The organism is Kitasatospora sp. NPDC096077, assembly GCF_040303245.1.
In the GTDB taxonomy this organism is placed as follows: domain Bacteria; phylum Actinomycetota; class Actinomycetes; order Streptomycetales; family Streptomycetaceae; genus Kitasatospora.
Map to the genome: position 1 here is coordinate 247724 of NZ_JBEOSV010000002.1, position 23514 is coordinate 271237.

Consider the following 23514-nt stretch of genomic DNA (forward strand, 5'->3'; position numbering starts at 1 on the left):
TTCGCGGCGCCGGGACGGGTGCCACACGATCGCCCGGACCCGACGGAACGGCACGGCAGGGGCGGGGCCAGGCGTGATACGGGTTGTGGTGGTGGACGACGAGGCACTGGTCCGCTCGGGCTTCGCCCTGATCCTGAACGCCGCCGAGGACATCGAGGTGGTCGCCGCGGTCCCCGGAGGGCAGGCCCTGGCGGCCGTTGCTGCGGGTGCACCGGACCTCGTGCTGTTGGACGTCCGGATGCCGGACGTCGACGGCCTGACCCTCCTGGGTCAGCTGAGGAGTCTTCCCGAACCGCCCGTGGTGGCGATGCTGACCACCTTCGACTCCGACGAGTACATCGCCCAGGCCCTGCGCCGGGGCGCGTGCGGCTACCTCCTCAAGGACACGGACCCTGACGATCTGGCCCCCCTCGTCCGGTCCCTCGTCAGGGGCGCCGTGGTGCTGGCTCCGAAGATCGTCCCCGCGGTGGTCGACGGCTACCTGCGCCACCACCACGACCCGGGACCCGACACCGAGCGGGCCGCCGGACTCAGCGAGCGCGAGCGCACCGTCCTGCTGCTCCTGGCGCAGGGCCTGTCCAATATCGAGATCGGCCGGCAGCTTCACCTGAGCACAGGCACCGTCAAGGACCACGTCAGCGCGTTGCTGGCCAAACTCGTGGTCACCAACCGCGTCCAGGCCGCGCTGTGGGCGCAGCGAGCCGGTCTGCTCGACGAGGACACGGCCCCGTGAGTGCGGCCGGGCGTGTCGGGCGTGCCGGGGCATGGTTGCAGGACGCGTGGCCGTTGCCGCCGTGGGCGGTGGACGGCCTGCTGGTGGGTGCCGCGCTGGTCGATGCCGTGGTGTGTGCCCAGCGGGTGCTCTTCGTGGGTGGGGGCCAGCCGCACACGGTGGTCTACCTGGATCCGGTGTCGGTGGGTCTGGGCGCTGCGGCCGCGTTCGCGCTGCTGCTGTTGCGCAGGCGGTGCCCGGTCCTGCTGCTCGTCCTGCTGCTCCCGGTGATGGTCGTGACGATGCACTACCACCTGGTCGCTGTGCTGGTGGCGGTCTTCACGCTCGCGGAGCGCTCGCTGCGGGGCGCGGTGGGCGGCGCGGTGGCGTATGTGGTCGTGGCCAATCTCTACGAGTTCTACCGGGTGTCCCGGCTTCCGGCGGACCCCCTGGCTGGCCCGTCGTTCTCCCTCTACGAGTTGGAGGGAACGGTCTTCGCCGCCTGTGCGATGGTCGCCCTGGGGCGGCTGGTGAGTAGCCGCAGAGAGCTGGCCTGGAGCATGGCGGAGCTGTGCGAAGCCCAGGAGCATCAGCGAGAGCTGCACGCGCAGGCGGTGCTGGCACGCGAGCGTACGCAGTTGGCACGGGAGATGCACGACGTTGTCGCACACCAGGTCAGCCTGATCGCCGTACGGGCCGGCGCTCTCCAGGTCGGCTCCGACAGTGCCGACACCCGGGAGGCCGCCCGTACGATCCGCAAGCTCAGCGTCACCACGCTGGACGAACTGCGGCACATGGTTACCCTGCTGAGGGCCTGCGGCAGTCAGGACACCGAGATCACCCCCCAGCCCACGGCGGCGCAGCTCGCGGACCTGGTGTCGGGCAGCGGCCTGGACGCCCGTCTGGTGGGCGAGGTCCCCGAGGACGCCAGCGCGACCGTGCAACGGGCCGTTTACCGGATTGTCCAGGAGGCCCTGACCAACGTGCGCAAGCACGCCTGCGGCGCGAGCGCGGTGGTTGAGGTCCGTCAGCCGGGATCGGGACTGGAGGTGACGGTGACCAACACGCCCGCGACCAGTGCGGGGCTGCGGCTACCCGGCTCCCGCACCGGAATCGTCGGCCTGCGGGAGCGGGCCGAGAACCTCGGCGGCACCCTGACCAGTGGCCCCACCCCCGATGGCGGCTACCGCGTCCACGTCGCACTGCCCGAGCGTCGGCACTGAACGTCGGCACTGAACGTCGGCCCGCAGGCGTTGCGCGGGCGCACCCGCGAGGCCCGCCACCCGGCCGGAGAACACTGGCCGACCGGCGGGGCGGGTCCAGCCGCCCGGATCCGGGTCCGGCGCCTTCCGGCCGCCTACGATGAGTGAGCGCAGCACGACCGCCGGGCGCGAGAGGCGGTGCGGTGGCCGCACTCGCCCGTCTTTCCCGCACAACGTCCCCTCTCCTCGGTTCGCCAGGGCTCGGGTGCGTGTCCTCGATGAACGGAATACCGCACCGATGAGCCGACCCGGGCCGCCTGTTCCCGCAGTCTGCCCGTGCAACCCGGCCACGTTTACGGCCCTGTCGCTCCCGCGTGACCTGTCCGCCCTCACGGAGCGGGAGGCCACCGTCCTCCTGCTGCTGGCTACGGGGCTGGGGAACCTCTCCATCGCCGTGCGCCTGGGGATTACCGAACGTACCGTCAAGAAGCACGTCTCGAACCTCTTCGAGAAGCTCGGGGTACGGTCGCGTCTGGAGGCCGCCCTGGTGGCAATCCTGGAACACGACCAGCTCTGCCCTCGGGGGGCGGCGGCCTGAATCAGCGCCGGGCCTTCGCGCACAGGCCCCGCCGTCCCCACCGCTCGTACGGCCTGGAACTCGGTCGGACGACCATCGTCCACGTCGGCTGACCCGTCCCGGGGCTCCAGTCGTGCGCCCCTGCTCAGTATCCTCTCGGAACGGTGCTGTCCTGCCGTCGCTCAAACGCTGGGCTGAGGGGCCGGCTTGGCGCCCGCACCGCTTCGGGTCTGGACCGCAAGGGGCGTGCCACGGATCGCGTACCGAGATCGGATGTACCGGCTGCCGATCTGTCTTTGCTCGTCCCGCTCGGCGCCGTCCGCCACCGCTTCGGTGGCGGACGGCCGCACAGAGGCCGTGACCGTGGTGCAGCCCCGTCCGAGGGTGGACGGGGGCCGGCTCACGTCGAGGATCGACCTCAGGCGTTGGCGCAGACGTTGCCGTAGGCCGGGTCGAAGATGCTGACGACGCCCACGGTGCTGTTGCCGCAGCGGTTGACCTCGACGCTCTCGGGGATCTGGATCTGGTTGCCGGAGAGGACGCCCGGGGATCCGGACGCGACGCCCTTGGCGGTGGAGCTGCGACGGCTGCCGGTGCTGGTGACGACGGGCAGGTTCTCCTCCTCACCGGCCTGCTCGGCCGCGAGGAGGTGGCCGCCGTCCAACAGCCCGCCGTGCTCCACCGTCGTCAGGCCCATCGCCTCAAGCGCCGCCTTGATGTCCGACGAGTCGCCGCGGACGCCGAGGGCGCGTCGGACACGGACGGCGAGCGCGCCGGATCGGCGGTGGTCGGGACGGCGAGCACCGCCAGCGAAAGCACCGCCGCGACCAGCGCGTCGGCGCCCACCGGCACAGAAGGCCCGCAGCGATCATGCTGCGGGCCTTCTGGCATCTCGGGCTGAGATCCGTGGTGTTGCTTGAGCAGCCGGTCCAGGGGGTCGAGGGCCTTGTGCTGGGTGGGTGTGGGGGTGGGTCAGTGGCGGGTTGGGGTGGTGCCGGTCATGGTGAAGCGGGGGGAGCATTGTTCGGCGGAGGGGTTGTTGGCGTTCCGGACGCAGATCCACACCGTGTAGCCGGTGGCGGGGAGGGGGCTCGTCTTCGTGGCGCCCCAGGAGGCGCGGAAGGTGTAGGTGAAGCCGTCGCTGCGGGAGAGTTCGGCGACGCAGCTCTGGTTCAGGGAGGTGTTGAGGACGCCTGCGAGGGAGCCGGAGCCGTTGTCGTCGAGCCAGGCGGAGCAGGCGGCGTCGTTGCCCAACCAACTGGTGTCCGCCTCGGAGCCCTTGACCTGGGCGGGGTCGTCGCTGCCGTTGATGCCGCTGATCGAGGAGGAGGTGAGGGTGGGGGTGGCCGCGGTGGGGGTGGCGGGGGTGGTGTCGGGCGGGGTGGCCGGGGGGCGGGTGGCGGATCGGGTGGTGGTGGCGGTCGAGGGGCGCGGGCTCGGGGTCGGGGAGGAGGCTCGCGCGGTGTCGGCCGGGGTGGGCGAGGGCGGGGGTGGGGCGTCGGCGGTGGGTGAGGGTGAGGGAGAGAGTGAGGCGCTGGGGCTGGTGGAGGGGGCGGGTGTCACTCCGGCCAGGGCTTGGCCGGTGACCGGCGGGCTGGCGGGGTGCTGCGGGGACGTGGAGGGGCTGAGGGCGAAGACGGCGGCCGCGCCGAGGGCGATCACCGCGGTGATCGGGATGAGGAACGAGCGCTTGCGCGGGCGGCGGGGTGGTGCGGGGAGTGGGTCCGTGTTCGTGGTCGGTGGTGGGATGGTCCCCAGCTTGCCGACCGGCGTTTCGGCGAAGGCGCGTCGTGCGTCGATGCGGGTCAGGATCGCGGCCGGCCAGAGCGGGGGAGGGGTCGGCCGGTGGGTGTGGGTCGCCTGGACGATCCGGTCGGCGGTGGGGCGGGCCGCGGGGTCGGTGGCGAGACAGGGCGCCAGGAGGGCGGCGAGGTCGGGGTCCACGGCGCGCAGCCGGTCCAGGTCGGGGACGGCACCGGGTGTGCGGCCCGACGCGGCGTGGAGCAGGAGCGCCGCGAGCGCGTAGAGGTCGGCGGGTGCTGCCACGTCCTCGTCCCCGGCCTGCTGTTCGGGTGCCGAGAAGCCCTGTGTCCCGTAGCCGTCACCGCTCCTGGTGAGCCGGGCCTGGTCCGCGGCGCGCGCGATGCCGAAGTCGATCAGCTTCACGCCGTCGCGCACCAGCATGACGTTGGCGGGTTTGATGTCGCGGTGGGCGATGCCGGCGGCGTGGACGGCCCGCAGTTGGGCGGCCGTCTCGGCCAGCAGCAGCCACAGCGCCTCGGCGGGCAGTGGCCCGTGCAGCCGGACCGCCTCGTCGACCGTGAGTCCGGGGACGTACTCGGTGGCGAACCACGGGCGCTCGGGTGTGCCGTCGCTCGCCAGCACCCGCGGCGCGACCCCGAACGGCACCCGGTAGAGGATGCCGACCTCCCGTTCGAAGCGCTCGCTGGAGACCAGCCGCGGCCGGACGAGCTTGACGGCGGCGTAGCCCCGGTCGGAGACCCCGAGGTAGACCTCGCCCATGCCGCCGGTGCCGAGCAGGCCGATGACGCTGAAGCTGCCGATCTCCTGCGGATCGCCCGGGCCGAGTGGTTCGGCGACCATGCTGTCGATCGCAGCATCGCGCCCGCTGATCGTGCTCACGGCGGGCAGGTTACCGAGCAAGTGGAGTGTGGGCAAACAGAGTTGACGGTTCCGCAAGGAGGGGGCACACATGTCGGCGGGAGGAGTGGTCCTCCCGGTGCGCTCGTACACTCGCTGGCGCGATTCGAGGCGGAGGTATGTGAGATGGCGTACGGAAACTTCCCACCCCAGATGCTGCCACCGGGCAGTCCCTCCGACCGGGTGCCCCCGGCGCCGCCCGGGACGATCTTCGTGATCGGCCCGGAGGGCGGGTACGCCGTGCCGCCGCGCCGGTACGCCCTGCTGTTCGGGCGCGACCGCGAGGACGTGCACGTACCGGTCGGCGTCGACGACCCGACCGTCAGCCGTCGGCACGGCGTCTTCAGCCGCGCCGCCACGGACGGCGACTGGTGGCTGGTCAACACCGGCAACCTGCCGATCGAACTGCCCGACGGCGTGCTGATGCTCAGCGGCCACAAGCGGATCATCGGGCCCGGATACACCCCACTGGTGATCAACTCGTCCAAGCGGCGCTCCCACCTGGTCGAGGTCCGCGTCGTGGACGGGGACGACCTGCACCCCCGCTCCACGAGCAGCGCCGAGACCGCGGCTCCCGAGACGGTCTACGCGCTCTCCCCGCAGGAGCGGCTGGTGCTCACCGCGCTCGCCCGGCGGTACCTGGAGGGCCAGGACGCCTTCCCGCTCCCGCTGGCCTGGGAGGACACCGCCCGGCTGGTCAACGCCTCGCCCTACGCGACCAAGTCCTGGACCTACAAGTCGGTGGCCAACACGGTCGAGGACGTGCGCGAGCGGCTGCGCCGGCGGGGCGTGCGCGGGCTGACGCGCGACGAGGTCGGCGAGCCGGTCGGCTCGGTGCTCAGCGTCAACCTGATCAGGGAACTGCTGAGGACGGCGACGCTGAACGCCCAGGACCTGGAGCTGCTGCCCGAACGGGGTTGAGCGGCGGACGGTTCGCGCGCCCCGGTCGATGGTTCGGCCGGGGCGCGCGGTGTTCTCAGTGCTCGGTCTGGGGCTCGGCCTGGGCGTTGTAGGTGACGTGCAGGGTGCCCTGCTCCACCGCGAAGACGGCTGCCTGGTCCTCGGCCGTGTTCTGCTGGCGCGGTTGGGGCTGCGGCTGCGGGTTCGGCTGCTCGGGGCGATCCGTCGTGTTCTTCACGTGGTTGTTGTCGCCCACGATGAGGGTGCCGGAGACGTCTCCGGTGTGGATGTCACGGGTGGATTCCGCAGGCATGGTCGGGCCTTTCTCGGTCGGTCGTGTGGAGGTCATCCACCGCAGTGGGCTTGCAGGCTGTCCAGGGCCGATATCAACGCCGATGCTTGGCCCGAGAATTCGACCGTGGCACTCGGATCACTCTGATACGACCTGGTTTTGCTCTCTATCTCTTGAACGGAGGTCAGTACACCGTTGAGGTCCGATGTCACGGATCCGTCCCGCGACTGCGATACGGACGTCCGCACCGTGGACTTGATGGCGCGCAGGTCCTTGAGGACGGTGTCGAGGTCGGAGCTCACGATGCTGTAGTCGGGAGTGGAGGTGGTCTGTCCCGAGTTGTGAGCACTCACGGCCTCGTTGTACGCGTCGATCGCGCCGGCTGCGGTGGCGTGGTCGGTGCTGTACTGCCCGATCTCCTGTGCCAGGTCCGGCATCGCCGTTGCGCACACCGGATCGACGGAGCTCGGTGTGACGGCCGGACCCGGGTAGGGCTGGTTGTCGGTGTCGATGGACCTCGGCGTGACGACCGGGGACGGGTACGGCCGACCGTCGGCGTAGACGGAGCCTGACGTGGCGGCCGGAGACGGGTCCCGTTGCCTGTTGGCGTTGACCACGGCACCCACGCCGACCACGGTTGCCATGCCGACCGCGCACGCGACGGCGAGGGCGATGCCGCCCTTGGCGGTCGCGGCGCCCGCGGTGGCGAGTGCGGTGTGGCCCGTGCCGGTCGTGGCGGCGCCCGCGGCGTGCGTCGAATGGGCGGCATGCGTCGCATGGGAGGCGTGCGTCGAGTGGGCGGTGGAGCTGTGCGAACCCGAGAGGTCGATCTTCGGTGGCGCCGCCTGCGAGGCGGAGTGCGTGCCGGTCAGGTGAGTGCCCGGCACCGGCTGTTGGGAGGTGTGGGACAGGTCGATCACCTGCGGTGAAGCCGGCGGGTGTACGGGTGCCGGTTGGACCATCGGGTGGGTGGCGGTGGGCGGTTGGACCACCGGGTGCGTGACGGGCGCCGGTTGGACCACCGGATGGGTGACCGTCGGCGGGCTGACCACGGTGGGTGCCGGTGCTACAGGCGCCACCGGGGCGACCGGCGCCATCGGCGTCACCGGGGCGATCCCCATGGATGGTGCCGCGCTGGTCGCCATCGCCGTGGCGGCCTGGTGGGCCGCCGAATGCGCGTGCAGGGCGGTGAGTTCCTGCCACAGCACCCCCGCCTCAAGGGCCAGCGTCGCGGTCTGCGCCGCCCGGCCGATGGCCTTGCGGCGGGCGCGCGCCTCGCGCAGGAAGAACGCCTCGCCCGCGCTGTCGCCGGCGGTCCTCGCGGCGGCCCAGCCGGCTGCGAGCAGGCTGCCCCACGCGTCGAACTGCCGGGACCGCGCCAGCTTCGGCGAGGCGGCCCGGGCCAATGCCGTGCCGAGCCGGGCCTGTCCGCTCTGCTCGGCCCGCAGCACCGCGACGTCCAGGGCCTGGAAGTGGGCCGCCACCTGGTCCGGGGTGGTCTGCCGCGACTCGACCCACGCGGTGAGCGCCCGGCAGAGCGGCCCGGCGGGGAACTCCGTCATCCGGCTCTTCAGCACGCACGCGGCGACGTCCGGCGGACATCCGTAGCCGGTTTCGGAGGCGACCAGCAGGCCGTGCCGGACCAAGCCCTCGGCGAGCGTTTCGGCGTCCGTCCGGCCGAGCAGGAGGTTGAGCTGTGGGGCGGCCAACTCGGTGCCGGACAGCGAGCCGAGCAGGTGCAGCAGGTCGCGCTCGGCCGGTCCGAGCCGGTTGAGCAGCGCGGGCAGCAGTGCGGGGAGGTCGGCGATGCCCGGTAGGCGGTTGCCGGTCGCGACCGACAGGGCGATGCGCCGCAGCTGGAGCGGATTGCCGTGCAGGGCGTCGCACAGGGCCGGCAGGGTCTGCGCCTCCTCGGGCCGTAGCGGGCGGGCCAGGACGGTCTGCACCAGGTGGACCCCGGCCTGGGAGGTCAGTCCGTCGAGCGGGATCGCGTGCACGCCGCCGACCGCCGACCGCCGGCGCGAGGCGAAGACGAACACGGACTGCTCGGCCATGTCGAAGAGTCGGCGCAGGTCCTTCTCGGCCAGCCCCGCGTCGTCCAGGTAGATGCGCAGTCGCAGGGTCTTCAGGTGCTCCTTCAGCACCTCCAGCGACGGCTTGTAGTTCGGTGCCTCGAAGCCGATGTCGAAGATCGCCTGCGCGAGGTCGTCGGCCGTCCGTCCGCCGGCTTCGATGTAGGCCGCACCGTCGGCCCCGCCCGGCAGGGTGCGGGCGAGGTGCCGCAGCAGCGCGCTCTTGCCGACTCCGGCGGGGCCCCAGATCTGCACCAACTGGCGTGTCCCGACGGCCGATTGCAGTGCCCGGAGGGCCCCCTCCCGGCCGATCAGCGGGTCGGCGGCGGGCCGTGGCAGGTGAGAGATCCGCTGGCGTTTGACCGGATCCGGCAGCGGTCCGGCGTGGACGGTGACCGCCGAACCCTCCGTCGCGGTGATGCTCAGGTTGGTCACGGTGTTCCGGTCGCCGACGATCACCGTCCCGGAGACGTCGCCCGTCCGGATCCCCCCGGAACCGTCCGGAGCACTCTTGTTGTCTGGCATCTGCTGTCCCGGTCCTCTCCAACGTTCGGCTGCCGGCTCTCGGTCATGCTGACGCCGATCTGTCGTGGGGAACCCGGCGCTTTTGGCTGATTGGCGGGATCGCCCGCGAACCGGCCCCGGCGGCCCCGTTCGCTGTGGCCCCGTTCGCTTCGGCCCCGTTCGCTTCGGCCGCGACGGCGATCCGGGCGAGGTGGTCCAGGTCGAGGATCGTGATCCTGCGGTAGCCCGTGACGACCGCGCCCGACTCGCGCAGCGCCCGCAGGGCCTTGTGGATCGACGACTCCGCCGCGCCGACCAGGGTGGCCATCTCCGGTTGTGACAGCGGGAGTTGGGCTTCGTTGCGGCCCGGCCGCCCGTAGGTGACGGCCAGGTGGTGCAGGATCCTGGCCAGCCGTCCGAGTACGTCGCAGCCGGTGAAGTCGACGATCCGGCCGGTCGCCGTCCGCAGCTTGGCCACCACGCTCGCGCTGAGCGCGAGCCCGATGGCGGGGTGCTGCTTGGTGCACTCCAGCAGTTCGGAGGACAGGATGTACCGGGCCAGCACCCGGCCGCAGGTGGTCACGGTGCCGCTGCGCGGCTGACCGTCGATCCCGGCGAACTCCCCGACCAGGTCCCCGGCCATCCGTACCGCCACCAGGGCCTCCCGGCCGTCCTGCGCGTGCGCGGTGACCTTCACCGTGCCGCCGATCAGGAGCAGCGCGAAGTCCGAGGTGTCGGCCTCGTGGATGGTGATCTGGCCGGCCGGGTAGGCCACGCCGTGGCCGAGCCCCAGCAGGACCCGGCGGTCGGCCTCGCCGACCCGGCCGAGCAGCCCGGCCGGTGGCCAGTAGGCCTCCGCCCCGCGTACCCGTGCGTTGCCCACGCGCACCCGTGTGTCGCCCATCGGTCACTCCTCCTCCTCGTCCGGCCGAAGCCGGGCAAGCCGAAGCCGGACAAGCCGTATTAGTAGCCGTTCTACCCGAGGACCCCTCCTCTACGATCTCGTCAACCATCTTGTCGGCACCGCTAGTTCGGTGCCGACGGCACATCGATCTGCGAAGTGCCGTCCCCCGTCGTGAGCGCGGAGGGAAGCGGAGGGAACGTGAATCCGAGGTACGAATACCGAGCCCTGCTGGCGTGCGACATCGCGGGTTCCGCGGGCCGCGGGCAGCAGCGGCTGCAGGAGATCCGCGGTGCGCTGCGATCGGCGCTGTCCGACGCGCTCGGCGCCGCGGAGTTGGACTCGCGGGACGTCTCGTACGTGGACACCGGTGACGGTTGCCGGCTGGTCGCACCGGCCGGGCTGCCCAAGGCCGAACTGCTGGTCCCGCTGCTGCCGGAGCTGAGTGCGCGGATCCGCGCGCACAACCGGCAGGCCGGTCCGGACGTCGGGGTGCGGGTACGGGCGGCGGTGCACGCGGGGGAGGTCCGGTTCGAGCCGGACGGCACCGTCTCCGGCACTCCGTTCGAGACGCTCGCCCGGCTGCTGGACTCGGGCCCGCTGCGGCATGCGGCCGTGGCCGGTCCGGACGGCACCCCGGTGGCCGTGGTCCTGTCGCAGCACTACTACGAGGAGACGGTCGGGCACGGCTACGAGGGGCTCGAAACCGGTGCCTTCACCGGGGCCGAGGTCGTCGTGAAGGAGTACGCCGCGCGGGCCTGGCTCTGGTACCCGGGCAGTCCGGTCGGGCCGCACGGCAGTTCCGGCCGGGAAGCCGGCTCCGACGAACGGCCCGCGGAGGTCGAGCCGCCGACCGGGGAATCCGGGCCGCGGACGGTGGAGCAAGTCGTCCGGGCCGCCGACCACGGCACGGTCTTCGCCGTCGCCAGTGGTGTCCTGCACATCCGATCCAACGAACGGGGCTGAAGCACCGATGAACGAGGAACTCGCCGAGCTGGCCGCGAGCGGGGCCACCGCTCTGGTCGCCGCGATGGGCACCGACCTCTGGACGGAGGCGAAACGGCTGATGGGCGGCGTCATCGCCCGGGCCCACGGAGGCCGCCGCCGGGAACTGTCCGCCGCACTGGAGCTGCCGTCGACCGCCGCGAGGGGAGCGGTCGACGGTGAGGTCGTGGGCTACTGGACCGACGTCCTGGTCCAGTTGCTCGACCGGGACCCGGGGCTCGCCCGGGACGTGACGGCCCTGGCGTCGCTGCGGCTCCCGCAGCAGCCGGACGTCGCGGTCCAGGTCAACTCCGCGACCGGTTCGGGTGAGGTGTTCGCGGTGCAGCACGGCAACCAGCACTTCGCCGGCGGGCCGCGGTCGCGCGATTCCGGGGAGGGGCGGTGAGCGGGGGCGACGGCCGGGCGGACGGCCCGACGGACGGCTGGGTGCGGGCGGGGCTGCTGGTCGCGGTCGCCGTCGGGGCCTTCGTCGAGGTCGGCGCGCCGCACCGGCACTACGGCTGGCTGGTGAACGTGTTCGCGCTCGCGGCGGTGGGTGTCGTCGGTGCGGCGGCCGCGCTGGGGTCCGGGCTCGCCGTGGCGTCGGCCGGGGCGGGGTCCGGGTCGGGTTCCGCGTCGGGGTCCGGGGCGGGTTCCGGGTTCGGTGCGGCCCCGGCCGGGCAGCGGAGCCGGCCCGAACCGGCGCCCCGGCCCGACGCGGCGGTGCCGGCCTGCCGCTACGTCGCGGGACCGGCCGCGTCGACGGCCCAGCAGGCGAAGCCCCGGCCGGTCCTGCGCGAGCGGCCGACCGATCTGAGCGTGCCCCGCTTCGGTGACGGCGCGCGGGCCCAGGGCTATCCCTGGCTGCTGCCGGAGCGCACGGTGCAGAACGGGATCGCCGCCGACGAGGCGGCGGTCGGCGCCCTGACCGTCCGCGCGGCCTCCGTGGTGGGGCCCGGGCACCGCTGTGACCAGCCCGCCGGGCCGCGGCAGGACTCCTACCGGATCGGGCGCACCCGGGACAGCCGGTACGCGATCGTGGCCGTGGCCGACGGCCTGTCCAGCGCGGCGTGGTCCGACACCGGGGCCACCACGGCCTCCAGTCAGGCGGTCACCCTGCTGCGCGAGCAGATCGAGACGGGCGGCTTCGACCGGCTCGACGTCCAGGAGTTGTACCGGCGGGTCGCGGAGTCGATCGCCGGACAGGCGGCCGGACGCGGCGTCGGCACCTCGCTGCTGGCCACCGTGCTGATCACCGCGGTGATCGCCGAGCCGGACGCGAGCGGCGCGGCCCAGGCCTGGGTCGGGTGGCTCGGTGACAGTTCGGCCTGGACGCTCGACCCGTACGGCGCGCGGTGGCGGTTCTCGGCCGGCGAGGCCAAGGACCGCGCGGCCCAGGTGGTCTCCAACGAGGTCGCCGGCCGACTGCCGGACACGCCGCAGCTGGCTCTGGACGGCTACCTCACGCTGGCCCCCGGTGCCGCCCTGGCCCTGGTCACGGACGGGATCGGCGACGCGTGGGCGGATCCGGCGGGCAACGTCAACGAGTACTTCGCGAATGCCTGGCGCACGCCGGTCCCGGCCACCCGGTTCACCGCCGACGTCGGCTTCGACGCACCGCAGTGCCTCGACGATCGCACCGCCGTCGTGGTGTGGAACGGCAGGGGGGCATGACCGACCTCCGTCCCGTCGCCGACGGCGTCCCGGCGGTCGATCCGCGGGGCTGGTCCCTGCCGCGGGCCGTGGGCCTCGGCGATCTCGGACCGCTCGCCGAGCCGATCTCCGAGCACAACGGTCAGGCCGTCGCCGTACGGCCGTTGACGGACCACCCGGGCTGGCTGGCCAAGCTCTACCGGCCGGACCACCACCCGGAGGACGCCCGGCGGATCGACCTGTTGATCTCGGCCCCGGACACCCTGCCGGAGGCGGAGCGGGCGGCGCTGTACGCCGGGACGTGCTGGCCCGCAGCCCGGATCCACGGGCCCGGCGATCCGGCCGTCGGGTGCGTGATCCCGATGGCGCCCGAGCACTACCGTGCCGAGCTGCGGCGCGGGAAGTTCGGCGAGCGCCGGTTCGTCGAGATCGACTGGCTGGCGAAGTCCGACGAGTCGATCCGGCGCGTCGGCCTGCCGCGCCCCGGTTTCGAGGACCGACTGGCTGCCTGCCGCCGGCTGACCGAACTCGCCGCGATCCTGGAGCGGCTGGGCCTCGTCTACTCGGACTGGTCGTTCTCCAACGCCTTCTGGAGCCCGGACCGGCGTTCGGTCTACCTGATCGACGTCGACGGCTGCCGGCCGGACCGGATGCCCGACATCCACCAGCCGAACTGGGCCGACCCGCTCACACCGCCGGGCTCCGACGCGGACCGTTGCACCGACCGCTACCGGCTCGGCCTGCTCGTCGCCAAGTGCCTGACCGGCCAGCGCGACGCGCGCGCCTTCCACAGCGTCTCCCTGTCGCCCTGGCCGGACCAGCCCGCCCTCTCCGAGGTGCTGCTGGACATGCTGTTCGCGACCGATCGCGAACGACGGCCCGCGGCAGCCCAGTTGAACCAGGCGCTGAACAACGGGCCCTACCTCAGGGTGGCGCCGCGTCCGACCCGCACTCCGCTGCCCCCGGTGCCGCCGCTGCCCGCGCCGGGCCCGGTCCCGCAGCCCGCCGACGACCCGGTCGCCGTGGACGAGGGCGCCGTGGCCGCGAGCACCGGCCAGAAGGCCACCGCCGAGTCGGTCGCCGCCAAGTCGGTGAGCGCCAGGAACAAGCCGGTCACCGCCGAGAACAAAACGGTCACCGTCGAGAAGAAGGTCGCCAAAACCAAGAAGAAGGATCCCGCGACCAACTGGAACACCGAGTGGATCTGGGCGCTCGCCTTCGCCGTGATCCTGCTCATCGGCATCGTCATCGCCGCCGCCAACCACTAGCTCAGGGGTGCACCCATGTCACTCTGCCTGCCCACCTACGTGGTCATCGACGCGTCCTCGTCGATGAAGCCGCACGAGGCAGTGCTCAACGCGACCCTCTCGCGTCTGCACTACAACCTGGCGACCAATCCGCGCGTCTCGGAGTTCGCCCGGGTCAGCGTGGTCGCCTTCTCCACCGACGTGCACGTGGTGATCCCGATGTCGGACATGGAACAGGTGCCGAGCATGCCCGAAGTGATCTGCGGCGGGCGCACGGACTACGGCAAGACCTTCGACCGGTTGCGGCAGTGCATCGAAGAGGACGTCAGCAGCCTGCGGGCGCAGCACTACAGCGTGCTGCGGCCGACGGTCTTCTTCCTGACCGACGGCGGTCCGACCGACGCGACCTGGCGGCAGTCCTTCCGCGCACTGGTGGACCGGAGCCGGCCGCGCTACCCGCATGTGATCGCCTACGGCTTCGGCGACGCCGAGCGCGGCGTGCTGCAGGAGGTGGCGACCAAGGCGCTGTTCATCGCCGACGGCACGGACACCGAGTCGGCGCTGAGCGGGGCGATCTCCGGCCTGCTCAACACCTTGATCGCCTCGTCGCAGACCGGTCAGATGCAGATCGCCACCGACGTCAAGGGCTTCGAGTACGTCCAGGTCGCCCAGGAATACGTGGACTGAGCATGGTCTCCGATCCGCGTTACCCGGCGCCCCGGGCGCCCCGGGCGGTCCGTGCCTCCGTCGGACTGTCCGTGCTGGCCGCGGTGCTGCTCGCCTGCGGCGGCGCGGTCGAGGCGGCGGGCAGTCTGCTCGGCCCCTCGACACCCGGGGGAGGAGGCGGCCCGCGGCCGGCGGCGCCGGTGTCGGCACCGCCGGGCCACGACGCCTCCTCCGCCACCGTTCCCGCGACTCCCACCGAGTCCACTGCGGCGCCGTCGCCGAGTTGCCCGCCCTCGGCCTCGCCCACCTCGCCCACCCCACCGCCCGAGCCGGTGCCGACCGCCACCACGCCGTCGTCCGCTTCGAAGCGTCCTCCGAGTCCTCCGAAGCGGGGTTCCAAGCACGAGACCGCGAGTACGACGGTTCCTGTGCCGGAGAGCACGGCCGAGTAGCCGCCCGCCCGTCGGCCGCGGGTGGCGGGGGCGGAGCCGCCGGGCGAGGATCGGGGGGACCGTACGGACCCCTGAGGGCGGTGGGCGCGGATGGCGGAGCAGACGGGGGAGACCCGGGCGCAGCTGTCCGCGCGGCTGAACTGGCTGCGGGCGGCCGTGCTGGGGGCCAACGACGGTGTGGTCTCGACGGCGGGGATCGTGACCGGCGTGGCCGGTGCGGCCGGGTCCCGCACCGCGCTGCTCGCGGCGGGGGTGGCCGGACTGCTGGCCGGGGCGATGTCGATGGCGGCCGGCGAGTACGTCTCGGTCAGCACCCAACGGGACACCGAGCGGGCCGCGTTGGCGAAGGAGCGGCGCGAGCTGGCCGACGACCCGGAGGGGGAGCTCGACGAACTGACCGACTACTACCGGGACAGCGGGCTGACCGACGGCCTGGCCCGGGAGGTGGCGACGGCGCTGACCGAGCGGGACGCGCTGCTGGCCCACGCGCAGACCGAACTCGGCATCGACCCGGAGGCGTTGACCAACCCCTGGGAGGCGGCGCTGGCCAGCGCCGCCGCCTTCACCCTGGGGGCGCTGGTGCCGCTGCTGGCGGTGCTGCTGCCGCCGGAGTCCGCGCGGCTGTGGGTGACGGTGGTGGCGGTGGTGGCGGCGCTGGTCCTCTCGGGGTGGGCCAGCGCCCGGCTGGGCGGGGCCGGGCCGGCCCGGGCGGTGGCGCGCAACGTGGTGGGCGGGCTGCTGGCGATGGCGGTGACGTACAGCGGGGGCGTGCTGCTGGACCACCTCAGGAGCTGAACCGGCTCGTCGGCAGTGCGGGCGGGCAGTGCGGGCAGTCCGGGCAGGCAGTGTGGGCCCGAGCGTTCGGGTGGTCCCGCTCGACAGGCGGGCGCCCGCGCCCTGTGTTTGTGTGACTGCAAAACGCTTGGGAGAGGTGAACTGCCGTGACCATGCCCCCGTTCGGATCGAACGACCCGTTCTCCGACCTGCTCAGCCGGTTCTTCGGGATGAGCCCGCTGGCCTCCCCGCCCGCCGTGCAGCGGGTGCCGATCGGGCGGCTGCTCAGCGAGTCCTCCCAGGAGCTGCTGGGGCTGGCCGCCCAGCGCGCGGCCGAGGACGGCAGCAGCGACCTGGACACCGCGCACCTGGCCTGGGCGGCGACCCGGGTGGAGCCCTCGCGGCGGATGCTGGAACGGGCCGGCATCGACCCGGACCGGCTCTCCGGGGACCTGGAGCACGCGCTGCCGGCCGGTCGGCCCGAGGCGCTGGACGGGCAGCCCGCGCTCACCCCCTCGGCCAAGCGGGCGCTGCTCGCCGCGCACGCCCGCTCGCAGGAGGTCGGTGCCTCGTACATCGGCCCGGAGCACATCCTCGGCGCCCTGCTGGAGCAGGAACGTTCCGGCGCCGGGACGGCGCTGCGCAACGCGGCGCCCTCGCAGGGGGCGCTGAAGTCGGTGCTGGAGGGGCGCGGCACCGGCGGGGAGCGCAGCAGCACGGGCGCGCACCCGAGCGAGACGCCGACCCTGGACGAGTACGGGCAGGACCTCACCGACGCGGCGCGCTCCGGCCGGCTGGACCCGGTGGTCGGGCGGGCCGAGGAGATCGAGCAGACCGTGGAGATCCTCTCCCGGCGGACCAAGAACAACCCGGTGCTGATCGGTGAGCCGGGCGTCGGCAAGACCGCGATCGTCGAGGGCCTGGCCCAGCGGATCGTCTCCGGGGACGTGCCGCGGAGCCTCCGGGACAAGCGGGTGGTCACCCTCGACCTGACCGCCCTGGTGGCCGGCTCCAAGTACCGGGGCGAGTTCGAGGAGCGGCTGAAGAGCGTGATCGACGAGGTCACGGCGGCCGAGAAGAGCGTGATCCTCTTCCTGGACGAGCTGCACACCGTGGTCGGCGCGGGCGGTGGCGGCGAGGGCTCGATGGACGCCGGCAACATCCTCAAACCGGCCCTGGCCCGCGGCGAGTTGAGCGTGGTCGGCGCGACCACGCTGGACGAGTACCGCAAGCACGTGGAGAAGGACGCCGCACTGGAGCGCCGCTTCCAGCCGGTCCTGGTGCCGGAGCCGAGCGTCGAGGAGACCGTCGAGATCCTCCAGGGGCTGCGCGACGCCTACGAGGCCCACCACCAGGTGCGGTTCACCGACGAGGCGCTGGACGCGGCGGCGACGCTCTCCGACCGGTACGTCAGCGACCGCTTCCTGCCCGACAAGGCGATCGACCTGCTGGACCAGGCCGGTGCCCGGGTGCGGCTGCGCAGCCTCAGCGGCTCGACCGAGGCGACCTCGGTGCAGGACCGGATCACCAAGCTGAAGCGGGAGCTGGACGAGGCCGTCGCGGACGAGGAGTTCGTGCGGGCCGCCAATCTGAAGTCCGAGCTGCGGCGGACCGAGGACGAGCTGGCGGCGACCGCCGAGTCCCGCGAGGAGGTCGTCGACGTGACCGCCGACGACATCGCCCAGGTGCTGTCCTCCCGGACCGGCATCCCGGTGGCGGAGCTGAACGCGACCGAGCGGGAGCGGCTGCTCAGGCTGGAGGACCACCTGCACGAGAAGGTGATCGGCCAGGACGAGGCGGTCACCGCCGTCGCCCAGGCGGTCCGCCGGGGCCGGGCCGGGATGGGCGACCCGGACCGGCCGACCGGCTCCTTCCTCTTCCTCGGGCCGACCGGCGTCGGCAAGACCGAGCTGGCCAAGGCGCTGGCGGCGCTGCTGTTCGGCGACCCGGACCGGATGATCCGCTTCGACATGAGCGAGTTCCAGGAGAAGCACACCGTCTCCCGGCTGGTCGGCTCCCCGCCCGGGTACGTCGGCTACGACGAGGCGGGCCAGCTGACCGAGGCGGTGCGCCGCAAGCCGTACAGCGTGCTGCTCTTCGACGAGGTGGAGAAGGCCCACCCGGACGTCTTCAACCTGCTGCTCCAGGTGTTGGACGACGGGCGGCTGACCGACTCCCAGGGGCGTACGGTCGACTTCCGCAACACCGTGGTGATCATGACCAGCAACATCGGCTCGCAGCGGATCCTGGACCACGCCGGCAACGTGGAGGAGATCCGGGACGACCTGATGCGGGACCTGCGCCAGCAGTTCCGGCCGGAGTTCCTCAACCGGATCGACGAGGTGATCGTCTTCCACGCGCTCACCCGGAAGGACCTGCTCTCGGTGGTCGACCTGCTGCTGGAGCGCAGCCGGCGCCGGCTGCGGGCCCAGGACGTCCGGCTGGAGGTCACCGAGGCGGCCAAGGAGTACCTGGTCAACCGGGGCTACCAGCCGGAGTTCGGGGCCCGGCCGCTGCGCCGGACGATCCAGTCGGAGCTGGACAACCGGATCTCCAACCTGCTGCTGGACGGCACCGTGCGGGAGGGGGACACCCTGATCGCGGACGTCGGCGACGGCGAGCTGACGGTGACGCTGGCGCGGCCGGAGGCGTCGGCGACCTTCGCGGAGGCGGAGGAGAAGGCGCAGGCGGCCGAGGCGGGCGCGGAGGGCTGAGCGGAGCAGTCACCGGAGCAGTCACCGGTTCGGGCGTACTCCAGCGGGAGTACGCCCGAACGCCACTGGTGGAGGACGCGCGGGGGCGGGACGCGGGTCTAGCCTTCCGGGCATGACGCCGCCCACCTCCCGACCGCCGGAGCCCTCGGGCCCGCCTCCGGACCGGCCGGAGCCCTCGGGCCCGTCCGGGCCGTGGCGTCCGCCGTGGGCGCGGTTCGGCCCGCCCGGCCCGTTCGGCCCGCCCGGCTCCTCCGACTCGTCCGGTTCGACCGGCCGGACGGGCCTGCCGTTGGGGCTGGCGGTGGGGGCCGCGGTGGTGCAGGTGGTCGGGTCGGGGGTCGCCGCCCGGCACCAGGGCGGCCGGGCCCCGCTCGACGTCCTCGGGTACCTGCTGCTGTTGCTCGGTCCGGCCCTGCTGGCGCTGTTCCGGCGCCGCCCGGTCGAGGCGGTGGCGGGGACGTCGGTGGTCACCGCCGGGTACCTGGCCGCCGGGTACCCGTACGGCCCGGTGTTCGTGAGCTGGGTGGTCGCCTGCTGCTTCGCGATCGGCTGCGGCCACCGCCGGGCGGCCTGGGCGGGGGTCGCCGGGGTGTACCTGGTGCACCTCCTGGCCGCCTTCGCCCTCCCCGCGAGCTGGCAGCGCACCCCGCGCGCCAGGTTCGTCTGGCAGGCCGAACTCGGCCTGCTGGCCTGGCTGCTGCTGATGCTGGCGGTCGCCGAGCTGATCCGCTTCCGGCGCGAGCGGATCGCCGCCCACCGGGCCTACCGCCAGCAGCTGGAACAGCGCCGGGCGAACGAGGAACGGCTCAAGATGGCACGGGAGTTGCACGACATCCTGGCGCACAGCCTGTCCCTGATCAACATCCAGGCCGGGGTCGCGCTGGCGCTGCTCGACCGGCGGCCCGAGGAGGCCCGCACCGCGCTGGTCACCATCAAGTCGACCAGCAAGGAGGCGCTCGGCGAGGTCCGCCAGGTGCTGGCCACGCTGCGCGGGCCCGACGCGGCGCCGCGCGGGCCGGCCCCCGGGCTGGGGCGGCTGGACGAACTCACCGAGCAGGCCGACCGGGTGGGCCTGACGGTCGAGGTGCACGAGGACGGCGCGCGCCGCCCGCTGTCCGCGACCGTCGACCTCACCGCCTTCCGGATCGTCCAGGAGGCGCTGACCAACGTCATCCGGCACTCGGTGGCCCGGGAGGCGGTCGTGGTGCTGGACTGGCGGGACGCCGCCGTGCTGGTGGTCCGGGTCGAGGACCCGGGGCCCGCGGCGGGCGGTGACGCCGGGGGGTCCGGCAGCGGACTGGTCGGGATGCGGGAACGCGCGGCCGCGTTCGGTGGCACCATCACGGCGGGGCCGCTGCCCGGCGGCGGCTTCCGGGTCCGGGCGGAGCTGCCGACACCGAAGGCGGAGAGCGATTGATTCGGGTACTGCTGGCGGATGACCAACTGCTGGTCCGGGCGGGCTTCCGGGCCCTGCTGGACCTCCAGGACGACCTCACGGTGGTCGGCGAGGCGGACGACGGCGAGGCGGCGCTGCAGCTGGCCCGCGAACTGGTGCCGGACGTCGTGCTGATGGACGTCCGGATGCCCCGGATGGACGGGCTGGAGGCGACCAGGAGGATCGCCCGGGACCCGGCGCTGTCCTCCGTACGGGTGGTCGTGCTGACCACCTTCGAACTGGACGAGTACGTCTTCGAGGCGTTGCGCTCGGGGGCGGCGGGCTTCCTGGTCAAGGACACCGAGCCGGCCGACCTGCTGCGGGCGATCCGGGTCGCGGTGGCCGGGGACGCCCTGCTCTCGCCGGGCGTGACCAGGCGGCTGATCGGCGAGTTCGCGGCCCGGTCCAAGGGGCCGGAGGCGGCCCCGGAGGGGCTCTCGGACATCTCGATGCTGACCGAACGGGAGCGCGAGGTGCTGGCACTGGTCGGGATGGGGCTCTCCAACGAGGAGATCGCCCGCCGGCTGGTGGTCAGCCCGCTGACCGCGAAGACGCACGTCAGCCGGGCGATGGTGAAGGTCGGGGCGCGGGACCGGGCGCAACTGGTGGTGCTGGCCTACGAGTCGGGGCTGGTGCGGCCGGGCTGGCTGGGCTGACGCGGCTGCTCCGTCGATCGCTCCCGGGGTCCGCTCTCGGGGCCTGCTCTCGGGGCCTGCTCTCGCCGGAGACCCTGCTTCCCGGGCGGCTGCTTCCGCCGCTGCGTGTCGCGGGGGGTCCGTACGCTCCCGGGAGTATCCCAACTGTCGCTGCTGGTAGGACGCGCGATGAGACCCCTCGGAGGGACGCTCAAGGCACCTCGGGAAACCCCGGGGTCGTGGAGCCGAACGCGAGGAGATGGACCGCGATGTACACGCAGTTGGCAGATTGGCACGGGCCGGGCGCCTGGATCCTGTTCTTCCCCCTGTTCTGGATCGCCGTGGTGGTCCTGGTGGTCGCGCTGCTGCGCCGGACGGTCTGGCGGCGGCACGGAGCCTGCGGCTTCGGGGCCGCTGCCGCCGGCGCGGCCGAGCACCCGCTCGCCGTCCTGGGCCGCCGCTACGCCGAGGGCGACATCGACGCCGAGGAGTACCGCGCCAAGCGGGCCGTGCTCACGGAGCCGGGTCGGGACGTCCCCCGGGGCGGCGGTGGTGCCCGGTGACGGCCCTCGACGCCGTGCGCGGCACCGCCGCCCGGCTCGCCGGCCCCGGGGGGGGGCAAGGGGGCGGCGCGGGGGCGGGGGGCGGGGCCGCGCGCCCGGGCGGCGGGGCGCGCCCCGCCGCCCGGCCCGCCGGGCCGGGGGGCGGCCCCCCCCCCCCCCGCGGCCGCGGCCAGGGCGCCGCGGCCGGGGTTCAGGAGAGCGTCGAGCTGCCCACCGTGACCTGCGGGAAGACCTCCCGCAGCAGCGGGTCCGGCAGTCCGCGCTTGCGCCACTCGCGCGGGTAGCCGAGCGAGACCTCCTCGAACGGGACGCCGTCGTAGCTGGTCTTGCGCGGGATGTGGAGGTGGCCGTAGATCATCGCCGCGGTGTTGAAGCGGCGGTGCCAGTCGGCGGTCAGCTCGGTGCCGCACCACTGGGCGAACTCGGGGTACCAGAGGATCTCGGTGGGGTGCCGGACCGTCGGGTAGTGGTTGACCAGGACCAGCGGGACGTCCGGGTCGCAGGCCGCGAGCCGCTGCTCGGTCAGCCGGACGCGCTCGCGGCACCAGGAGTCGAGGTCGGGGAACGGGTCGGGGTGGAGCATCCGCTCGTCCGCGCAGACGATGCCGCTCTCGTAGGCGGCCGCCAGGGACTCCTCCTTGGTGGTCGTGCCGGGGGCACGGAAGGAGTAGTCGTACAGGAGGAAGAGCGGGGCGATCCGGACCGGGCCGCCGGCGCCGTGCCACAGCGGGTACGGGTCCTCGGGGGTGACGACGCCGAGGGCGCGGCACAGCTCCACCAGGTGGTTGTAGCGGGCCACGCCTCGGAGCTGGACCGGGTCGTCGGGGTGGGTCCACAGCTCGTGGTTGCCGGGCGCCCACACCACCCGGGCGAAGCGTTCGGCGAGCAGGCCGAGCGCCCACTCGATGCTGGTGGTGAGCTCGGCGACGTCCCCGGCGACGAGCAGCCAGTCGTCCGGGTGGGTGGGCTGGATCTTCTCCATCAGGTCGCGGTTCTCCTGGTAGGAGATGTGCAGGTCGCTCACTGCGAGCAGCCGCCCGCCCCCGCTGCCGCCCGCCTCGCTGGGCGTCGGCTGCGCGTCGTTGCGGATCTCGGTACTCACGCCTGCCCCCTGTGGTCACCCGGTCTATGTGGCCACCCTACGTGGCAGGCGGGGGCCGTGGGCAGGGTTGACGCGATCAGCTGCTCGGTGTGGGGCCGGGGAGTTGAAGCGGGTTCAGGACAGGAGGGAGGGAAACGGAGGCTCGTGATCCGTGCTCAGGATCCGTGCTCAGGATCCGAGGTCGATGAGCACGCCGTGGGAGGTGACGGCGGTGACGGCGAGGATCGCGAGGGAGGCGATGCCGAGGGCCAGGCCGAGGAAGGCGCGGCCGCGGCGGTCGGTGCCGCGGACCAGGGCCAGCGTGGCCAGGGTGATGGCGATCGGACCCAGGACGATGTTGAAGAGCAGGAGGCCGGGGAGGCCGAGGAGGAAGGAGGCGACGGCCAGGTTGTCGGCCTCGGCGGTGCCCTGGCGGCCGGCGGTGGTCCGGTCGTCGATGGCGCGGCTGGTGACGGTGCTCATGGCGGTGACGGTCCTCTCGGTGGCGGTGGCGGTGGCCGGGGTGTCGCGGTGGACGCCGCGGGTCAGCGGTGGCGCAGGCGGGCGATGCCCTCGCGGGCGCCGAAGGCGAGCAGCCAGGCGCTGATGGCGGCCGAGGCGGCGAGGAAGACCGGGAGGGGGAGGTGGGCGGCGGTGCCGATCAGGACTCCCATGGCGACCAGTGCGGAGAACAGGATCACGGCTGACTCCTTCGGCTGCGGCTGGTGCTGCGCCGGTTTCGGTTGACAAGTGTTCACTGACTTCGGTGCCCACTGTACGCCTGGCTGGCCAAGTTCGGCAAACGACTGTTTACTGAATGGCGTGAGTCACACCGTGGGGGCCAGACAGGCCCAGAAGCAGCAGAGTCGGCGGGCCTTGCTGGATGCGGGGTTGCACCTGCTGGCCGATCAGAACCTGGCGAGCCTGGGCGTCCGCGAGGTCACCCGGGAGGCCGGGCTGTCCCCGGCCGCCTTCTACCGGCACTTCCCCGACCTTGCCGAGCTCGGCGTCGCCCTGGTCGAGGAGTCGCTCGCCAGCCTGCACGTCATGATCCGCTCGGTGCTGGCCGAGGCGGGCGGCGCCGAGGAGTTGATCGACCGTGCGGTCGAGGTGATCCGGCAGCACGTCCGCGATCACCGCCCGCACGTGCGCTTCCTGGCGCGCGAGCGGCACGGCGGGGTCCGGCAGGTGCGGGAGGCGATCGACGCCGAGCTGGGTCGCTTCGCCGCCGAGGTCGGGGCCGCCCTGGCGCTCCAGCCGGTCTCGAAGGGCTGGAGCGAGCAGGACCTGCGGATGCTCGCCGAGTTGTACGTCGACCACATGGTGTCGACGGCCGCCGCCTTCCTGGAGGCGCAGGAGGCGGACCCGGCCCGTGAGCAGCGGCTCGTCGTCACCGCCCGGCTGCAGTTGCGGCTGATCAGCCTGGGTCGACGCCACTGGCAAGGGAGTTGAGCATGCGGGTCGGCCGGAAGTCCTGACGGCGGCCGAC

The 23514-nt window shown here is 73.1% G+C and carries 24 protein-coding genes; 15 read left to right on the top strand and 9 right to left on the bottom strand.

Annotated elements, in window-relative coordinates:
- Window positions 1-73 precede the first annotated feature (73 nt).
- The 3 genes from ABTZ03_RS02975 (at window position 74) to ABTZ03_RS02985 (ending at window position 2512) form a co-directional block, all read left to right on the top strand.
- Window positions 74-733: a response regulator gene (locus ABTZ03_RS02975; RefSeq protein WP_350511079.1), complete on the top strand. Its 660-nt coding sequence runs from the start codon at window positions 74-76 to the stop codon at window positions 731-733.
- Complete coding sequence (locus ABTZ03_RS02980; protein WP_350511080.1) at window positions 730-1935, top strand: sensor histidine kinase; 1206 nt, start codon at window positions 730-732, stop codon at window positions 1933-1935. Before ABTZ03_RS02975 ends, ABTZ03_RS02980 begins: the two co-directional genes overlap by 4 nt.
- A gap of 277 nt (window positions 1936-2212) precedes the next feature.
- Complete coding sequence (locus tag ABTZ03_RS02985) at window positions 2213-2512, top strand: helix-turn-helix domain-containing protein (RefSeq protein WP_350511081.1); 300 nt, start codon at window positions 2213-2215, stop codon at window positions 2510-2512.
- A gap of 397 nt (window positions 2513-2909) precedes the next feature.
- Here the strand turns inward: ABTZ03_RS02985 and ABTZ03_RS02990 are convergent, their stop codons facing one another.
- On the bottom strand, window positions 2910-3188 hold the full coding sequence (locus ABTZ03_RS02990) for a chaplin (RefSeq protein WP_350511082.1): 279 nt from the start codon (window positions 3186-3188) through the stop codon (window positions 2910-2912).
- A gap of 275 nt (window positions 3189-3463) precedes the next feature.
- Window positions 3464-5134: a protein kinase domain-containing protein gene (locus ABTZ03_RS02995; protein ID WP_350511083.1), complete on the bottom strand. Its 1671-nt coding sequence runs from the start codon at window positions 5132-5134 to the stop codon at window positions 3464-3466.
- A 144-nt stretch (window positions 5135-5278) separates the two neighbouring features.
- On the opposite strand from ABTZ03_RS02995, the gene ABTZ03_RS03000 reads away from it, so the two are divergent.
- Window positions 5279-6073: an FHA domain-containing protein gene (locus ABTZ03_RS03000; RefSeq protein WP_350511084.1), complete on the top strand. Its 795-nt coding sequence runs from the start codon at window positions 5279-5281 to the stop codon at window positions 6071-6073.
- 55 nt (window positions 6074-6128) lie between these two features.
- On the opposite strand, the gene ABTZ03_RS03005 is transcribed toward ABTZ03_RS03000, so the two are convergent.
- Genes ABTZ03_RS03005 through ABTZ03_RS03015 form a run of 3 tightly spaced genes read right to left on the bottom strand, consistent with a single transcriptional unit; the run spans window position 6129 to window position 9824 of the window.
- Window positions 6129-6365 (bottom strand): hypothetical protein, encoded by a 237-nt coding sequence (locus ABTZ03_RS03005; RefSeq protein ID WP_350511085.1) that lies wholly within the window; start codon window positions 6363-6365, stop codon window positions 6129-6131.
- A gap of 32 nt (window positions 6366-6397) precedes the next feature.
- Window positions 6398-8941: an ATP-binding protein gene (locus tag ABTZ03_RS03010; protein ID WP_350511086.1), complete on the bottom strand. Its 2544-nt coding sequence runs from the start codon at window positions 8939-8941 to the stop codon at window positions 6398-6400.
- Window positions 8942-8984: 43 nt separating this feature from the next.
- Window positions 8985-9824 carry a Crp/Fnr family transcriptional regulator gene (locus ABTZ03_RS03015; protein WP_350511087.1) on the bottom strand — a complete coding sequence of 280 codons (840 nt, stop codon included), beginning with the start codon at window positions 9822-9824 and terminating at the stop codon, window positions 8985-8987.
- Between the two features lie 198 nt (window positions 9825-10022).
- On the opposite strand from ABTZ03_RS03015, the gene ABTZ03_RS03020 reads away from it, so the two are divergent.
- From ABTZ03_RS03020 to ABTZ03_RS03040, 5 genes are read left to right on the top strand one after another with little or no spacing between them, the layout of a single operon-like run.
- Entirely contained in the window at window positions 10023-10787 is a 765-nt protein-coding gene (locus tag ABTZ03_RS03020) for a hypothetical protein (RefSeq protein ID WP_350511088.1), read from the top strand.
- 7 nt (window positions 10788-10794) lie between these two features.
- Complete coding sequence (locus ABTZ03_RS03025) at window positions 10795-11211, top strand: hypothetical protein (RefSeq protein ID WP_350511089.1); 417 nt, start codon at window positions 10795-10797, stop codon at window positions 11209-11211.
- Window positions 11208-12479, top strand: a complete 1272-nt coding sequence (locus tag ABTZ03_RS03030) for a protein phosphatase 2C domain-containing protein (RefSeq protein ID WP_350511090.1) — start codon at window positions 11208-11210, stop codon at window positions 12477-12479. The genes ABTZ03_RS03025 and ABTZ03_RS03030 overlap by 4 nt, the downstream gene beginning before the upstream one ends.
- Entirely contained in the window at window positions 12476-13726 is a 1251-nt protein-coding gene (locus ABTZ03_RS03035) for a protein kinase family protein (RefSeq protein WP_350511091.1), read from the top strand. The genes ABTZ03_RS03030 and ABTZ03_RS03035 overlap by 4 nt, the downstream gene beginning before the upstream one ends.
- A gap of 15 nt (window positions 13727-13741) precedes the next feature.
- Complete coding sequence (locus ABTZ03_RS03040) at window positions 13742-14392, top strand: vWA domain-containing protein (protein ID WP_350511092.1); 651 nt, start codon at window positions 13742-13744, stop codon at window positions 14390-14392.
- A 19-nt stretch (window positions 14393-14411) separates the two neighbouring features.
- On the opposite strand, the gene ABTZ03_RS03045 is transcribed toward ABTZ03_RS03040, so the two are convergent.
- Entirely contained in the window at window positions 14412-14771 is a 360-nt protein-coding gene (locus ABTZ03_RS03045; RefSeq protein ID WP_350511093.1) for a hypothetical protein, read from the bottom strand.
- 142 nt (window positions 14772-14913) lie between these two features.
- Here ABTZ03_RS03045 and ABTZ03_RS03050 point away from each other — a divergent pair, with 142 nt between their 5' ends.
- The 5 genes from ABTZ03_RS03050 to ABTZ03_RS03070 all read left to right on the top strand — a co-directional run bounded on the left by ABTZ03_RS03050 (window position 14914) and on the right by ABTZ03_RS03070 (window position 20944).
- A complete protein-coding gene (locus ABTZ03_RS03050) occupies window positions 14914-15618 on the top strand; it encodes a VIT1/CCC1 transporter family protein (protein WP_350511094.1) in 705 nt (234 codons plus the stop codon).
- Window positions 15619-15770: 152 nt separating this feature from the next.
- A complete protein-coding gene (locus tag ABTZ03_RS03055; protein WP_502894378.1) occupies window positions 15771-18311 on the top strand; it encodes an ATP-dependent Clp protease ATP-binding subunit in 2541 nt (846 codons plus the stop codon).
- 112 nt (window positions 18312-18423) lie between these two features.
- Window positions 18424-19728, top strand: coding sequence for a sensor histidine kinase (locus ABTZ03_RS03060; protein WP_350511096.1), 1305 nt, complete (start codon window positions 18424-18426; stop codon window positions 19726-19728).
- Window positions 19725-20402, top strand: coding sequence for a response regulator (locus ABTZ03_RS03065; RefSeq protein WP_350511097.1), 678 nt, complete (start codon window positions 19725-19727; stop codon window positions 20400-20402). The genes ABTZ03_RS03060 and ABTZ03_RS03065 overlap by 4 nt, the downstream gene beginning before the upstream one ends.
- Before the next feature lie 248 nt (window positions 20403-20650).
- The gene (locus ABTZ03_RS03070; RefSeq protein ID WP_350511098.1) at window positions 20651-20944 is read left to right on the top strand and encodes an SHOCT domain-containing protein; all 294 of its coding nucleotides are present in this window, start codon (window positions 20651-20653) and stop codon (window positions 20942-20944) included.
- Between the two features lie 190 nt (window positions 20945-21134).
- Here ABTZ03_RS03070 and ABTZ03_RS03075 read toward each other — a convergent pair whose 3' ends face one another.
- The 3 genes from ABTZ03_RS03075 to ABTZ03_RS03085 all read right to left on the bottom strand — a co-directional run bounded on the left by ABTZ03_RS03075 (window position 21135) and on the right by ABTZ03_RS03085 (window position 22726).
- On the bottom strand, window positions 21135-22046 hold the full coding sequence (locus tag ABTZ03_RS03075; RefSeq protein WP_502894372.1) for a metallophosphoesterase family protein: 912 nt from the start codon (window positions 22044-22046) through the stop codon (window positions 21135-21137).
- Window positions 22047-22214: 168 nt separating this feature from the next.
- Window positions 22215-22508, bottom strand: a complete 294-nt coding sequence (locus tag ABTZ03_RS03080; RefSeq protein WP_350511099.1) for a DUF4190 domain-containing protein — start codon at window positions 22506-22508, stop codon at window positions 22215-22217.
- A gap of 62 nt (window positions 22509-22570) precedes the next feature.
- Window positions 22571-22726, bottom strand: coding sequence for a hypothetical protein (locus ABTZ03_RS03085; protein ID WP_350511100.1), 156 nt, complete (start codon window positions 22724-22726; stop codon window positions 22571-22573).
- 121 nt (window positions 22727-22847) lie between these two features.
- On the opposite strand from ABTZ03_RS03085, the gene ABTZ03_RS03090 reads away from it, so the two are divergent.
- Window positions 22848-23477 (top strand): TetR family transcriptional regulator, encoded by a 630-nt coding sequence (locus ABTZ03_RS03090; RefSeq protein ID WP_350511101.1) that lies wholly within the window; start codon window positions 22848-22850, stop codon window positions 23475-23477.
- Window positions 23478-23514 lie beyond the last annotated feature (37 nt).